The sequence below is a fragment of the Cellvibrio sp. QJXJ genome, from assembly GCF_024452345.1.
In the GTDB taxonomy this organism is placed as follows: domain Bacteria; phylum Pseudomonadota; class Gammaproteobacteria; order Pseudomonadales; family Cellvibrionaceae; genus Cellvibrio.
Window position 1 is genome coordinate 333,037 of sequence record NZ_CP101662.1, and the last position, 14,362, is coordinate 347,398.

Below are 14,362 nucleotides of genomic sequence, written 5' to 3' on the forward strand. Positions count from 1 at the left end.
TATGACAGTGAATAAATGCGATCTAATTCTTGCAGCGACATTAAAGCTGCTGGCAAGCCGTGGTTTTCACGGCTTTTCAATCCGCGATGTCGCGAAGGAGGCTGGGGTTGCTACCGGTACTGTGTATTTGTATTTCGAGGATCGCGAAGACTTGATCAAGAAATTACACAGCCAAATTATTGCAACCGTCGGTGAAGAGGTATTTATCGCCGTGGAGAAGGATATGTCTTTGTATCAACAGTTTCAGGGTATGTGTCGGCGTTTCTGGAGTTTATTCCAGCAGCAACCGGAGATGATTTTAAGCAAAGGGCAGTTTGATCATTTACCTGCAGATCTATTGCGCAGTCGTCACGAGGAGGCAAAAGTGGTGCTGGAGCCGCTGTTTACCTTTTTCATCCGCGGGCGCGAACAGCAAGTGTTAAAAAATTTTCCGGATGAAATTTTATTCTCGCTGGCGTTTGAACCTTATTTTGAAATCGCGCGCAAATCCCTGCAGGGGTTTGTCACTGTTGATGAGGCAATGTTGGAACAAATTATTCATGCCAGTTGGGATTCTATCGCGGTTAAACCCACTGCCTGATTGGTTTGTAGACAGGTAGATACCTGCGCAATAAAAAACGGCGAGTCAGTAATGGCTCGCCGTTTTTTATGAATCTTTTTGGGTGAAACAGATTTATTTCAAATGGCCCAGATTTTTTTGCACGATTTGCAGAATCGGTTTAAACACCTTGGGAGCACCACAAACAATATGGCCGGTTTCCAGATAATCGCCGCCGCCATTAAAGTCGCTGATCAGGCCGCCGGCTTCTTTCACCAGCAATATCCCGCCCGCTATATCCCACTCGTTTAAATTCATTTCCCAGAAAGCATCAAAACGGCCGGCTGCTACATAGGCTAGATCCAGTGCCGCTGAGCCACAACGGCGGATGCCGGAAGTTTGCCCGGCAATTTCCTGCACGCAGGCGAGGTAGGGGCCGATATGTTCCAGGGCGTAACCGCTAAAAGGAATGCCGGTGCCAATCAATGCACCTTCAAGGCTGCGGCGGGCAGAAACGCGCAGGCGACGACCATTGAGTGCGGCGCCACGGCCACGGCTAGCAGTAAATTCTTCGCGTTTAATAGGGTCTATAACAACGGCGTGTTCGATCTGGCCTTTGTATTTGCAAGCGATGGAGATGGAGAAGTGCGGAACCCCGTGAATAAAATTGGTGGTGCCATCGAGTGGGTCAATAATCCATTCGTAGTCGGGATTCTTGCCGGGTTGGTGGCCGCCTTCTTCACCGCGGATGCTGTGATCGGGGTAGGCTTTACGGAGGTGATAAATGATTTCTTTTTCCGCGGCTTTATCAACTTCAGTGACATAGTCGTTGCGGCTTTTGGTTTCGATGGTCAGCAAATCAACGCGTTCAAAGGCGCGTTCAATCAATTCGGCAGCTTTGCGCCCAGCGCGCAAGGCAATCGTTAACATGGGTTCCATAAAGCACCAATTAATGGGCTGCTGTATCGCGTCATCACCAAAGATGTGTGGATACCAGCGCGCCTGATTGTTCAGGGGGTAGGGATTGTAAAAGAGCGGGGCCGCAGGTGGTTCAGGCAGCAACTGCCTACACCTCTCGCCGAGGGCGCGCAGTATACCGGCAAGTCGTTACTGGAGGCTAGTCATAAGTGACTGTATACTGCGCGCCTTTTGTGTCATCGCACCCTGTATTCCTTCACGCCAGCTACGAGAACTGCCTATGTCCGCCCAGCCTTTTGCCAACATCCGCATTGTTTTGGTTAATACCAGTCACCCGGGCAATATCGGTGGTGCCGCGCGCGCGATGAAAAACATGGGGCTGTCGCGCCTGTACCTGGTTGCACCCCAGGAATTCCCTTCTGATAAGGCCGTATGGCGCTCCGCTGGTGCAACCGATGTGTTGGATGACGCGGTAGTGGTTGAAACACTTGATGAAGCTATTGCTGGCTGCAGCTTGGTGGTTGGCACCAGCGCCCGTGAGCGCCGTATTCCCTGGCCCTTGCTGGACCCGCGCCAATGTGGCGAAAACGTGTGGGCGGAAGCGGGTAGCCATGAGGTGGCGATTGTGTTCGGCCGTGAAGATCGCGGGCTGACCAACGAAGAGCTGCATAAGTGCAACTATCACGTGCATATCCCTGCCAATCCCGATTACAGCTCACTCAATCTCGCCACCGCCGTGCAGGTAATTAGCTACGAAGTGCGTATGGCTTATTTATCTGCCGTTGAAGGAAATACTCTGCCGCAGCATCAATGGGATATGCCACCGGTGGAAGCCCAGGTGATGGAGAGTTATTACGAACATCTCGAGCAGACTTTGGCGGAGTTGGATTTTCTGGATCGCGATAACCCCAAACAGACCATGACCCGTTTGCGTCGCCTTTATAACCGTGTGCGCATGGATCAAATGGAGTTCAATATTCTGCGTGGTGTGCTCACGGCGGTACAAAACTACATCCATTACAGCGGCAAGGTGATGACCAAGTTTGGTCAGCAGCCGGGTTTGGAGAATATGCGTGAACTCACCAAGGATGTAAAAGCGGCTGATAAATCCGCCGAATAGCCCTGTCAAATCAAGCTTATAGCGGCGCGACGCTATATTGGGAGTTGGAAAAGCGCTAATACCTGAGTAAAATAGTCGGAATTAGATCAGCGGCTAGTATTGGGTCGCTATCGCCTCACTCACGCCTGCTACTGGCGCCTTGTTGCTACGGGGTTCAGCTGTTATGAGACTCACCACCAAAGGACGATATGCCGTTACGGCTATGCTGGACTTGGCGCTACACAGCGATCAGGGGCCGGTTAGCCTTGCCGATATTTCGGTGCGCCAGGGAATTTCCCTCTCCTACCTAGAGCAGCTATTTGCCCGCCTGCGCCAGTTCAAATTGGTAAAAAGTGTACGCGGCCCCGGCGGCGGCTATCAGCTGATGGGCAGCACTGCGGAAATTTCAGTGGCGCAAGTGGTGGATGCGGTGAGCGAATCGCTCGACGCCACTCGCTGTGAAGGGAAGGGCAACTGCCATGAAGGCGAGGTGTGCCTGACTCATCATTTGTGGGAAAACCTGAGCGAGCAAATTCACCGTTTCCTCAGCGACATCACCCTCGCCGATTTGGTGGCGCGCAAGGATATTCGCGCGGTCAGCGAGCGGCAAAACCTGCGTTTGCGCTCGGCTCATAGCGATGACAGCCATATAGCAGTCAATGAAATTAGTTAATCCTCTTAATTCACGCTTTTTGTCTCAAGGTAATAAAGTTTTTGCGTAAGCCAGTGTACTTAGATTATGCCGCCACTACCCCGGTTGCACCGGAAGTGGCGGCGCTTATGGCGCAGTGCCTGACGTTGGAAGGCACCTTTGCCAACCCCGCCTCGCGCTCCCATGTGTATGGCTGGCAGGCGGAAGAGTTGGTGGAAGAAGCGCGCGCGCAAGTGGCGCAACTTATTAATGCCGATCCGCGTGAAATCGTTTGGACCAGTGGCGCGACTGAGGCCAACAATCTGGCCTTGAAAGGTATTGCTGAAAGCTATCGGGCGAGCAATGCCAGCGGCGGACATATTGTGGTCTCGGCGATTGAGCATAAAGCGGTACTTGATCCCGCCTCATGGCTTGAAACCCAGGGGTTTAGCGTCACCCGGTTACTGCCTGATAGCGATGGTATTGTGACTGTCGATGCGCTCGCCGCAGCCCTGCAAGCCGACACTTTTTTAGTCAGTATCATGCAGGTCAACAATGAGTTGGGTTGCATTAACGACATCAAATCTCTCGCGGCTATTTGCGGTATGCGCGGGATTTTATTTCACTGCGATGCCGCGCAAAGTGCCGGAAAAATCGCGCTGGATGTTAAAGATCTCGGCGTGGATTTGCTCTCGCTGTCGGCGCACAAATTTTATGGCCCCAAGGGTGTGGGCGCGCTCTATGTGAAACGTGCTGCCAATGTAAAAGTGGCTGCGCAAATTCACGGCGGCGGTCACGAGCGCGGTATGCGCTCGGGTACTTTGGCAACCCATCAGTTGGTGGGCATAGGTGCGGCAGCCAAATTGGCACAGGAACATCTTGTTAGGGATGCCGAACGTATTAAAGGCCTGCGCGATCATTTATGGCAGGCGCTTGCCGATTTACCCGGCGTTAAACGCAATGGCTCCAGTGAATTCTGTGTGAGTGGAATTTTAAATGTCGCCTTTGGTAATACCGATGGTGAAATGCTGCTGTTATCGCTGCGCGACCTGGCTATCTCCAGTGGTTCAGCCTGCAACTCGGCCAGTATGTCGCCCAGTTATGTGCTCAAAGCGATTGGGTTGAGCGATGAAAATGCGCAAGCCTCATTGCGTTTTAGTATTGGCCGTTACACCACGGCGGAAGAAATTGAATTTGCGATTGAACATCTGCGCAGTGTCATCAGCAAACTGCATAAGGTCTAGGTTTTCGGGCCGCTGCAAACAAGGTAATTATCATGTCTGAACAAGTCGAACAGCTCATTAAGAAAGAATATGCCGCCGGTTTTCATACCACGATTGATACGGAAACCTTGCCGCCCGGTTTAAACGAGGACGTGATCCGTTTTATTTCGGCGAAAAAAAATGAGCCGGAGTGGCTGCTGGAGTGGCGCTTGAAAGCCTATCAGTCCTGGCTGGAAATGACTGAGCCAGAATGGGCGCACGTCAAATATGACGACATAGATTTTCAAGCGGTTTCCTATTATTCCGCGCCCAAATCCATGGATTCCAAACCCAAAAGTTTGGATGAAGTAGACCCGGAATTATTGCGCACTTATGAAAAGCTCGGCATTCCATTGCATGAGCAGGCCGCACTTGCCGGTGTGGCGATGGATGTGGTGTTTGACTCGGTGTCCGTAGTGACAACCTTTCGCGAAAAATTGCTCGAAGTCGGGGTAATTTTTTGTTCAATCAGCGAAGCGGTGCATAAGTATCCCGAGTTGATTAAAAAATATATCGGCTCAGTGGTGCCGCAAAAAGACAACTATTACGCTGCGCTCAATTCCGCGGTGTTTTCCGACGGCTCATTTGTGTATATCCCTAAAGGAGTGCGCTGCCCGATGGAGTTGTCGACCTATTTCCGCATCAACGAACAAAATACCGGCCAGTTTGAGCGCACATTAATTGTCGCCGATGAAGGCTCCCATGTAAGTTATTTGGAAGGCTGTACTGCACCCATGCGCGATGAAAATCAATTGCATGCTGCAGTGGTGGAGTTGATTGCACTCGACAATGCCGAAATCAAATATTCCACAGTACAAAACTGGTATCCGGGCAATGAAGAGGGCAAAGGTGGTATTTACAACTTTGTCACCAAGCGCGGCGTGTGCCACACCAATGCCAAAATTTCCTGGACGCAAGTTGAAACCGGTTCGGCGGTGACTTGGAAATACCCAAGCTGTATTTTGCGTGGCGATAACAGTGTGGGTGAATTTTATTCGGTGGCGCTGACCAATAATTATCAGCAGGCTGATACCGGCACCAAGATGATCCATATCGGAAAAAATACTCGTTCCACGATTATTTCCAAAGGGATTTCCGCCGGTAAAAGTTCCAATGCTTATCGCGGTTTGGTGCGTATCAACCCTGGCGCCGAAGGTGCGCGCAATTACACCCAGTGCGATTCATTGTTAATCGGTGATAAGTGTGGTGCGCATACATTTCCCTATATCGAAAGCAAAAATCCGAGTGCGGTAATTGAACATGAGGCGACCACCTCCAAGGTGAGTGAGGATCAAATGTTCCTCTGCCAGCAGCGCGGCCTGGATGCTGAAAAAGCGGTATCCATGATTGTGAATGGTTTTTGTCGTGAAGTATTTAAAGAGCTGCCGATGGAATTTGCCGTCGAAGCGGGCAAGTTATTGGAAGTGAGCCTTGAAGGTTCTGTGGGTTAAGAATTAATGCTCCAGGTCATTCCCGTGTAGGCGGGAATCCAGCTGTTAAAAATGGATATCTGCCCGCGCAGGTATGGCGATGGAGAAAATAAAATACCGTGTTAGAGATTATCGGACTGAAAATTTATGTTGCGCATTACTGATTTGTTTGCCCGCGTTGAAGAGAAAGAAATTATCAAAGGTTTGAATCTGACCATCAAACCCGGTGAGGTGCACGCCATCATGGGCCCTAACGGCGCAGGCAAAAGTACATTGGGTAATGTGTTGTCCGGCCGTGAGGGTTATGAAGCTACCAGCGGCAGTGTCACCTTTAATGGCAAAGATTTATTCGAACTGGACATTGAAGAGCGCGCCCGCGAAGGTTTGTTTTTGGCGTTTCAATATCCCGTTGAAATTCCCGGTGTGAGCAATATGGAATTTTTGAAAGCCGCGGTGGATGCCAAACGCAAACATCACGGCCAGCCGGAATTATCGGCAGTTGAATTTATGAAGCTCGCACGCGAAACCAGTAAACGGGTGAATTTGGATCAGGCGTTCTTAAAGCGCGGTGTCAACGAAGGTTTTTCCGGTGGCGAGAAAAAACGCAATGAAATTATGCAGATGATGTTGCTTGAACCGAGCCTGTGTATTCTCGATGAAACTGACTCGGGCCTGGATATCGACGCACTGCAAGTGGTAGCCAATGGCGTCAATGCCATGCGTTCGCCCGAGCGCAGTTTTATTGTAGTGACCCACTACCAACGCCTGCTCGATTACATAGTGCCGGATTACGTACATGTATTGGCCAATGGTCGCATAGTCAAAACCGGCGGCAAAGAGTTGGCGCTGGAGCTGGAAGAGAAAGGCTACAGCTGGCTTGAAACTGAGGCGGTATAAGTTATGACCGATTTTCAATCCCAGGCGATAAAACTTGCCGCACAACAGCAGCCACTTCAGTGGTTGCAAAGTTTTCGTGCCGCTGCTGCCAATGACTGGTTGGCGTCGGCTTGGCCGACGCGCAAAACCGAACACTGGAAATATACACCGCTGCAGGGCTTGCAAAAAACGCTGCTGACGGCGTTTGGTAACCGTAGCGGTTTTTCTGCTGAACTGGATGCTGAGTTGCGCCGCCAACTTATCCCGCTCGACGCGCTGCGCCTGGTATTTATCAACGGAGTATTTGATGCAGACAATTCCATTCTTGCCGATGTCGCTGTGCGTTTTTCGCAGGCGAATAGTGAGCAGCAAGCGCTGATTGAAAAACACCTGGGCAAAATTGTTGAAGGCGAACGCCACTTGTTTGCCACCTTAAATAATGCCTGGCTGGACGAGGGGGTGCTGCTCCATGTGCCGCGCAATCAGCGCTTGGAAAAGCCAGTGTATATTGTCAATATCACTAGCGGTGCGGCATGTGCCAGTAACCAGCGTTTATTAATTGTGCTGGATGAAAATGCCCAAGCCGAAGTAGTTGAACACTATTTTACTTGCGGTGCTGCGCAGACTGGTTTTGTTAATTCTTTGACCGAAATTTATTTGGCCGATGGCGCAAACTTGCAGCACTATCGGTTAAATATGGAGGCAGAGCAGGCACAGCATGTAGGTGCAGTGCATGTGGATTTGCAGCGCAATGCACGCCTGCGCGGATTTGCACTGGCGCTGGGTGCCAGTGTGATGCGCATCGACTACCAGTTAAACCATCGCGGCCCCGGTGCCGAACTGGATTTGCAGGGCGTTTACCTGCCGCGCAATCAGCAGGTGGTGGACTATCACACCAATATTTGTCACTGGGTTCCGCACTGCACTTCTAATGAAGTGTTTCGCGGCATTATCAGCGATTCGGCGCAGGCGATTTTTAATGGCCGTATTTATATTCATCAAGATGCACAAAAAACTCTGGCGGAATTGAGCAACAAAAATTTGCTCACCTCCAATAAGGCGGAGGTTAATACCAAACCTGAATTGGAAATTTATGCCGATGATGTGAAGTGTGCACACGGCGCCACCATCAGTCAGCTGAACGAAAATGCCTGCTATTATTTGCGCAGTCGCGGTCTGTCGCGCGCAGAAGCGGATGTGATGTTGAGCTTCGGTTTTATCAATGAATTGCTGGAGCAAATTGCCCAGCCGGTAGTGCATGACTATTTGCAGCCGCGTCTCGCGCATTTGTTTGGGCGGGATTTGAATCTAACGGCAGAGGTAGCTGATTTGGCGGAGTTGTCTGATGACTAATGCCCCGTTTGATGTGGAAAAAATTCGCGCTGATTTCCCCATTCTGCATCAACAGGTGAATGGTCAGCCGCTGGTGTATTTGGATAATGCTGCGACCACCCAAAAACCCAACGCGGTGATTGATGCCATCAGCGATTACTATCGCACTGATAATAGCAATGTGCATCGCGGCGCTCATGCGCTGGCGGATCGTGCCACCGTAAAATTTGAAGCAGCGCGGGAAAAAGTCGCGCAGTTTTTAAACGCACCTGCCGCCGAACAAATTATCTGGACGCGCGGTACCACCGAGAGCATTAATTTGGTGGCCGCCTCCTGGGGCAAAAGTAATTTGCAGCCGGGCGATCGCATTTTGGTCTCGGCGATGGAGCACCACGCCAATATAGTGCCCTGGCAATTAATCGCCCAGGCTACGGGTGCAACACTGGAGCCTATTCCGGTGGATGCCAATGGCAATATCAACATGCTTGCCTTTGATGCCATGCTCGATGCCCATGTAAAAATGGTCGCCGTGGGCCATGTCTCCAATGCGATGGGCACTATTAATCCCATCGAAAAAATTATTACCCTGGCTCATGCAGTGGGCGCACGGGTGTTGATTGATGGCGCGCAAGCGGTGAGCCACTGGGCGGTAGATGTACAAAAACTCAATTGCGATTTTTACGTATTTTCCGCGCACAAATTATTTGGTCCCACTGGTTTGGGTGTGCTCTACGGCAAAGAGGATTTACTTAACTCCATGCCGCCTTATCAAGGCGGTGGCGAGATGATTGAGACAGTTTCTTTTGCTGGTACCACTTTTAACCAGTTGCCCTACAAATTTGAAGCGGGTACGCCGGATATCGCCGGTGCTGTAGGTTTGGGGGCAGCGATCGACTATTTGCAGTCGCTGGATCGCATCGCCGCCGCCGAGCATGAACAGGCGCTGTTGGCTTATGCGGAACAAAAAGCGCGCGCCACCGAGGGTTTAACTTTGGTGGGCACCGCCCATCATAAAACCTCAGTGATGAGTTTTTTAATCGATGGTGCTCACCCGGCCGATGTGGGTGTGCTGTTGGATAAGCAGGGCATTGCCGTGCGCACCGGCAACCACTGCGCTCAGCCAATCATGGATCAATTTGGCATTCCCGGCACAGTGCGCGCCAGTTTCAGTTTTTATAACACCTTTGCCGAGGTGGATCGCCTGTTTGTTGCGATCGAAAAAGCAAAAACTTTTTTAATTTGATGATGAGTCCCATCATCCTAATTGATTGCAATGTTTGTCGGAGTAGATCATGAGTATCGCTTCATTTAACCCGCAGCAGGACACAGTTATTGTCACCCCCGCGGCGGCGGCACACTTCAAACGGCAGCTGAGCGCGAGTAAAGAGGCTTCAGCGGTGCGTTTGAGTGTGAAACAAAGTGGCTGTACCGGCTGGATGTATGTGGTCGATCTGGTGGCTGAAGCCGGTGCCGATGATTTGCATGTGCCGCTGGAGACGGGTGTTGAATTGTTGGTGGATGCCAAGAGTTTATCGGTGGTCAGTGGCACTGAGATCGATTATGTGACTGAAGGTGTCAATCGCCAACTCAAGTTCAACAACCCGCGCGCCAAAGATTACTGCGGCTGTGGTGAAAGTTTTAGTGTTAATTAACGGGCCATTGGGTCTAGAGAATTTCTATGTCTGAACGACGTATGGTGGTAGCCCAGGCAGATTGCCCAGCGCGGCGGGTGCCTGACGGCACCCCGCTGACTATCCCTGAAGGCACCTTTGTCACCATCACCCAGGCGTTGGGTGGCAATTACACCCTGACTTATCACGGCCAAATGGTGCGGGTGGATGGCACCGATGCCCATTTATTGGGACTTGAACCCACCAGTATTGAATTCCCGCCACCGGTGAATGATTTGATCCTGGAGGAGCAGGTTTGGCAGGCGCTGGGCAGTGTGTTTGATCCGGAAATTCCGGTGGATCTGGTCAACCTAGGGCTGATTTATGGCGTGAAAATCGATCAGCAGTCCAAACAGGTCGACATCCAAATGACCCTGACTGCACCCGCCTGTGGCATGGGGCCGGTTTTAGTGGGCGATGTTGAATACCGTGTGCGCCTGGTGCCCAATGTCAACTCGGTTAAGGTGGAGCTGGTGTTTGATCCGCCCTGGCAGCGCCATATGATGAGCGAAGAAGCCCAGCTGCAAACCGGCATGTTTTACTGATCACTTTTGCGGTAGAACTTATCGCCTTTGTAATAGAGAAGCCCAATGACCCAATTTGGTATAGATGTAACGGCTGAGGATATAGTGGATACCCTCGGCTTCTTTGATAACTGGGAAGAGCGCTACAAGTACATTATCGATCTGGGTAAAGAGTTACCACCAATGGATGAGTCGCTGCGTACGGAGCAGTATCTGGTGCGCGGCTGTCAAAGTCAGGTTTGGTTGGTGGATGAGTGGCGCGCTGGCAAGCTGTTTTTTCAGGCCGACAGTGATGCCTTTATAGTCAAAGGTTTGCTAGGGGTAGTGCTGGCGGCCTTTAATGGCAAAACTCCGGGTGAGATATTGGCTTTTGATATTGATGCCTATTTTGCCCAATTGGATCTGTTGCAGCATCTGAGTTCCACCCGGGGCAATGGCCTCAAGTCCATGGTAAAGCGGATTCAAGAGCGCGCAAGCAATGTGCACTAGTTCTTTCCCTGCGTATAACCTCTAGCCATTTTTGTTTATTAATCAAATAGCTAGCATATAAAAATACTGCAAACCCGCGTATAATTCGCGGGTTTTGTATTTTGTAGCCCTCAATCGCTGATAGTGGCATCGCAGGCGCTGCTTCAACTGAAAAATAGTGTGTGGAGTCTCTCATGGCTGTTGAACAAACCTTATCAATCATAAAACCCGATGCGGTGCGTAAGAATGTGATCGGTGCGATAGTCACTCGTTTTGAACAGGCGGGGCTTAAAATAGCAGCTCAACGCATGATGCAATTGAGTCGTGCTCAGGCAGAAGGCTTTTATGCCGAACATCACGGCAAACCATTTTTTGATGGGCTGGTAGAGTTCATGACCTCAGGTCCTGTCGTTGTCCAAGTTTTATCGGGCGAAAATGCGATAGCACTGAACCGTGAGTTGATGGGCGCAACAGATCCTGCCAAGGCGGCCCCCGGAACTATTCGTGCGGATTATGCCGACGCTATCAGTACCAATGCTGTGCATGGCTCTGACTCGCCTACATCTGCTGCGCGTGAAATTGCTTATTTCTTCGCAAGCAATGAAGTTAATCTTCGTTAATTAAGAATTACCCCAATTTTGTTTACAGGTATTGAGCCATGACTGAAGTATCCAGCTCCATTTCTTCCGCCGGTGCGGTTGCTGCAGAGGGCTCTGCCAAAATGAATTTATTGGGCCTGCCAGAAGCCAAGCTGATCGCGTTTTTTGAATCTATTGGTGAGAAAAAATTTCGCGCGATTCAAGTGATGAAGTGGATTCATCAGCTTGGCGCTGACAACTTTGATGACATGACCAATGTCAGCAAGGATTTGCGCGCAAAGTTAAAAAATATTGCCGAAATTCGCCTGCCGGAAGTAGTACAACAATTTGACTCTACCGACGGCACGCGTAAATTTTTGATCCGTGTGACCGGCGGCAGTGTGATTGAAACCGTGTTTATTCCCGATGGTGATCGAGGTACTTTATGTGTGTCGTCGCAGGTGGGGTGCTCGCTGGATTGCAGTTTTTGCGCCACGGGCAAACAAGGTTTTAACCGCGATTTAACCGCCGCTGAAATTATCGGCCAAGTCTGGATTGCCGCCAAATCATTTGGCCAATTACAAGCTAACGGTCCGCGTCGCGTGACCAATGTGGTGATGATGGGCATGGGTGAACCGCTGCTCAATTTCGATAATGTTGTCGACTCAATGAATTTAATGATGCACGACAATGCCTACGGTATTTCCAAGCGCCGCGTGACCTTGAGCACCTCGGGTGTGGTGCCCCAGCTTGATCGTTTAAGTCAATATACTGATGCCTGTCTGGCTATTTCATTACACGCGCCCAACGATGAGCTGCGCAATGAGTTGGTGCCTATCAATCGCAAATATCCTATTGCGATGCTGCTCGATTCGGCCAAACGTTATATCGAAGCGATGCCCGATACCCATCGCAAAATTACTATCGAATACACCTTAATCGACCAGGTGAATGATCGCCCACATCACGCCCATGAATTGGCAGAACTGCTGCGTGATGTTCCGGTTAAAATTAATTTAATTCCGTTTAATCCCTTTAACTTATCTAACTACAAGCGGGTGAGTAATAACGCACTGCGCAAGTTTCAGGATATTTTAATGGAAGCAGGTTACATCACGACTGTGCGCACCACCCGTGGTGACGATATTGATGCAGCTTGCGGTCAATTGGCGGGCCAAGTGAACGATGTGACAAGGCGTAGCGAGCGATACAAAGCACAGTTTGATGGGGTGCAAGCAGTAAAAATTGTTAATCAGTAGTGCGTGAGAACTGATTAGGGTTATCAATGTGATGAGCTTGTTAAAAATAGGTGTGTTTATGCAAAAGAATAAATTACATAAATTGCTACAGCTATTAATAGTAAGTCTGGTGAGTGTTTTGCTGCTCTCTGGCTGTGTGTCTGACGGTAAGGGCAAACCGAATCGGCCTGTTGATAAAGCTAAATCGCTTGAACTGCATATCAAACTGGCGCAGGGATATATTGACCGAGGTAACCGTGAGTCGGCGCGTCATCATTTGCGTAAAGCGGCCGAGATAGATCGTAACTCCGCTGATGCAACAGAAACTCTCGCGCGTTTGTATCAATTGGAAGGTGAGCCAAAATTGGCAGAAGAAACCTTCAAAAAAGCGATAAAAAACAAAAAGAATTTTACTTTGGCACGAAATAATTACGGTGTGTTTTTGTTCGGCGCCAAGCGCTACGAAGAAGCATTGGAACAATTTGAGCTGGCAGCTGAAGATCTGGATTATGTTGACCGCGCGTCTGCCTTGGTTAATGTGGGAAGAACGGCGCTGTTGTTAGGTAAAAATGAACGTGCAAAGGCCGCTTTGGAGCATGCCGCTGTGCTTGATCGCGGCATGGCTGACGCGCAGATTGAATTGGCTGATATTAATTTTCAAAAACAGGATTACGCAGCTGCAAAACAACATCTTGATAGGTATCAGGCGCTAGGGCAGGTGACTTCGCGTTCACTGTTACTGGGGATTCGTTTGGAGCGCGTTTTTGGTAATAAGGATAAAGAAGCCAGTTATGTATTGATGTTAAAGAATCGTTTTCCTTATTCAAGAGAATATCTTGAATATAAACAGACGATGATGTGAGACATTTCTCCACAGGTTTAAAATGACTTTTGATGACGATAAAAAATCCATAGACGATAGCAGGTCAAGAGAGCTCTCTCCCGGCAAACTGTTGGTGTGGGCGCGTGAGCGTGCCAACCTTACACAAGAGCAAGTTGCAAAAGAACTCTATATGACGCTTACAAAAGTCAGGTCGCTTGAGTCGGACGATTATCGTCATATGGGCGCCGATACTTTTGTGCGTGGTTATTTGCGTGCTTACGCCAATTTGGTTCATCTTGATGTCCCTCAAGTATTGTCTGCCTATGATCGGTTTCTGCAAAAAACCGGGGGGGCAGAGTTAACTACACCTCGTCGCTCCGAGTCTGAAAGTAAACCTATTTGGCAATTTGCAGTAATTACATTGGCTGCGCTTTTTATTCTTTGGTTAATTTCGATTTGGTTTTTCGATAATCGACAGCAGTCCGTTATTGATCGACCGGCCGCTATTGTGCCCCAGTTGGATTTACGTCACTCATTATCGAGTGCGGCATCCAGTGCGATGCCCCCATTTCAGATACATCGCTTACCGCTATTTCTGTTGGCGCAATGTCTTCAGCTGCGGCTGTAGAAATACAAGCCAGTAGTTCTATTGTCAGCTCAGAGTCCTATTCAAGTGATGCATCTATTGCGGCAGTAGAAAATACTCCAATTGCGGCAGTGGCGGGGCGTTTGGCAGTGCTGACGCTGGAATTTAATGCGGAGTGTTGGTTGGAAGTAAGCGATGCACGTGGTGATGTGCTTGCCGCTGATCTTCAAGCGGCGGGTAGCAGTCTACAACTGCAGGGGGAGGCGCCATTTGATGTAAAGCTTGGCAATGCGCCAGCAGCAAGTATTTCACTCAATGGTGAGTTAATTGTGGTAACGCCATTGCCAACAACGAATGTGTTATCACTAAAAGTGGGTCAGTAAACTGGC

At 49.8% G+C, this 14,362-nt stretch carries 16 protein-coding genes and 1 pseudogene; 16 read left to right on the top strand and 1 reads right to left on the bottom strand.

What is annotated here, in order from left to right; all coding sequences use genetic code 11:
• The first annotated feature begins 1 nt into the window (after position 1).
• A complete protein-coding gene (locus NNX04_RS01435; protein ID WP_007642070.1) occupies positions 2-580 on the top strand; it encodes a TetR/AcrR family transcriptional regulator in 579 nt (192 codons plus the stop codon).
• Positions 581-673: 93 nt separating this feature from the next.
• On the opposite strand, the gene NNX04_RS01440 is transcribed toward NNX04_RS01435, so the two are convergent.
• Positions 674-1,477: an inositol monophosphatase family protein gene (locus NNX04_RS01440; protein WP_040392106.1), complete on the bottom strand. Its 804-nt coding sequence runs from the start codon at positions 1,475-1,477 to the stop codon at positions 674-676.
• Positions 1,478-1,736: 259 nt separating this feature from the next.
• Between NNX04_RS01440 and trmJ the strand changes: the two genes are divergently transcribed.
• The 15 genes and pseudogenes from trmJ to NNX04_RS01515 all read left to right on the top strand — a co-directional run bounded on the left by trmJ (position 1,737) and on the right by NNX04_RS01515 (position 14,356).
• Positions 1,737-2,576 (top strand): tRNA (cytosine(32)/uridine(32)-2'-O)-methyltransferase TrmJ, encoded by an 840-nt coding sequence (trmJ, locus tag NNX04_RS01445; RefSeq protein ID WP_007642064.1) that lies wholly within the window; start codon positions 1,737-1,739, stop codon positions 2,574-2,576.
• A 163-nt stretch (positions 2,577-2,739) separates the two neighbouring features.
• A complete protein-coding gene (gene iscR, locus NNX04_RS01450) occupies positions 2,740-3,228 on the top strand; it encodes a Fe-S cluster assembly transcriptional regulator IscR (RefSeq protein ID WP_040391826.1) in 489 nt (162 codons plus the stop codon).
• A gap of 41 nt (positions 3,229-3,269) precedes the next feature.
• Positions 3,270-4,430, top strand: a complete 1,161-nt coding sequence (locus tag NNX04_RS01455; RefSeq protein WP_261947270.1) for an aminotransferase class V-fold PLP-dependent enzyme — start codon at positions 3,270-3,272, stop codon at positions 4,428-4,430.
• A 32-nt stretch (positions 4,431-4,462) separates the two neighbouring features.
• Positions 4,463-5,899, top strand: coding sequence for a Fe-S cluster assembly protein SufB (gene sufB, locus NNX04_RS01460; RefSeq protein ID WP_007642060.1), 1,437 nt, complete (start codon positions 4,463-4,465; stop codon positions 5,897-5,899).
• A gap of 186 nt (positions 5,900-6,085) precedes the next feature.
• Positions 6,086-6,775, top strand: a pseudogene (gene sufC / locus NNX04_RS01465) (Fe-S cluster assembly ATPase SufC); the annotation flags it as partial.
• A gap of 3 nt (positions 6,776-6,778) precedes the next feature.
• The gene (gene sufD, locus NNX04_RS01470; protein WP_261947271.1) at positions 6,779-8,107 is read left to right on the top strand and encodes a Fe-S cluster assembly protein SufD; all 1,329 of its coding nucleotides are present in this window, start codon (positions 6,779-6,781) and stop codon (positions 8,105-8,107) included.
• Positions 8,100-9,329 (top strand): cysteine desulfurase, encoded by a 1,230-nt coding sequence (locus NNX04_RS01475; protein WP_261947272.1) that lies wholly within the window; start codon positions 8,100-8,102, stop codon positions 9,327-9,329. The genes sufD and NNX04_RS01475 overlap by 8 nt, the downstream gene beginning before the upstream one ends.
• Positions 9,330-9,378: 49 nt before the next feature.
• Positions 9,379-9,738, top strand: coding sequence for a HesB/IscA family protein (locus NNX04_RS01480; RefSeq protein WP_007642050.1), 360 nt, complete (start codon positions 9,379-9,381; stop codon positions 9,736-9,738).
• A gap of 26 nt (positions 9,739-9,764) precedes the next feature.
• Positions 9,765-10,301 carry a putative Fe-S cluster assembly protein SufT gene (gene sufT / locus NNX04_RS01485; RefSeq protein ID WP_261947273.1) on the top strand — a complete coding sequence of 179 codons (537 nt, stop codon included), beginning with the start codon at positions 9,765-9,767 and terminating at the stop codon, positions 10,299-10,301.
• A gap of 45 nt (positions 10,302-10,346) precedes the next feature.
• The gene (locus NNX04_RS01490; RefSeq protein WP_007642046.1) at positions 10,347-10,769 is read left to right on the top strand and encodes a SufE family protein; all 423 of its coding nucleotides are present in this window, start codon (positions 10,347-10,349) and stop codon (positions 10,767-10,769) included.
• 173 nt (positions 10,770-10,942) lie between these two features.
• Positions 10,943-11,368 carry a nucleoside-diphosphate kinase gene (ndk, locus tag NNX04_RS01495; protein WP_007642044.1) on the top strand — a complete coding sequence of 142 codons (426 nt, stop codon included), beginning with the start codon at positions 10,943-10,945 and terminating at the stop codon, positions 11,366-11,368.
• A gap of 38 nt (positions 11,369-11,406) precedes the next feature.
• Entirely contained in the window at positions 11,407-12,585 is a 1,179-nt protein-coding gene (gene rlmN / locus NNX04_RS01500) for a 23S rRNA (adenine(2503)-C(2))-methyltransferase RlmN (protein WP_261947274.1), read from the top strand.
• Between the two features lie 58 nt (positions 12,586-12,643).
• Complete coding sequence (gene pilW, locus NNX04_RS01505; protein WP_050977038.1) at positions 12,644-13,426, top strand: type IV pilus biogenesis/stability protein PilW; 783 nt, start codon at positions 12,644-12,646, stop codon at positions 13,424-13,426.
• 22 nt (positions 13,427-13,448) lie between these two features.
• On the top strand, positions 13,449-14,015 hold the full coding sequence (locus NNX04_RS01510) for a helix-turn-helix domain-containing protein (RefSeq protein ID WP_261947275.1): 567 nt from the start codon (positions 13,449-13,451) through the stop codon (positions 14,013-14,015).
• Positions 13,994-14,356, top strand: a complete 363-nt coding sequence (locus NNX04_RS01515; RefSeq protein WP_261947276.1) for a DUF4115 domain-containing protein — start codon at positions 13,994-13,996, stop codon at positions 14,354-14,356. The genes NNX04_RS01510 and NNX04_RS01515 overlap by 22 nt, the downstream gene beginning before the upstream one ends.
• Positions 14,357-14,362 lie beyond the last annotated feature (6 nt).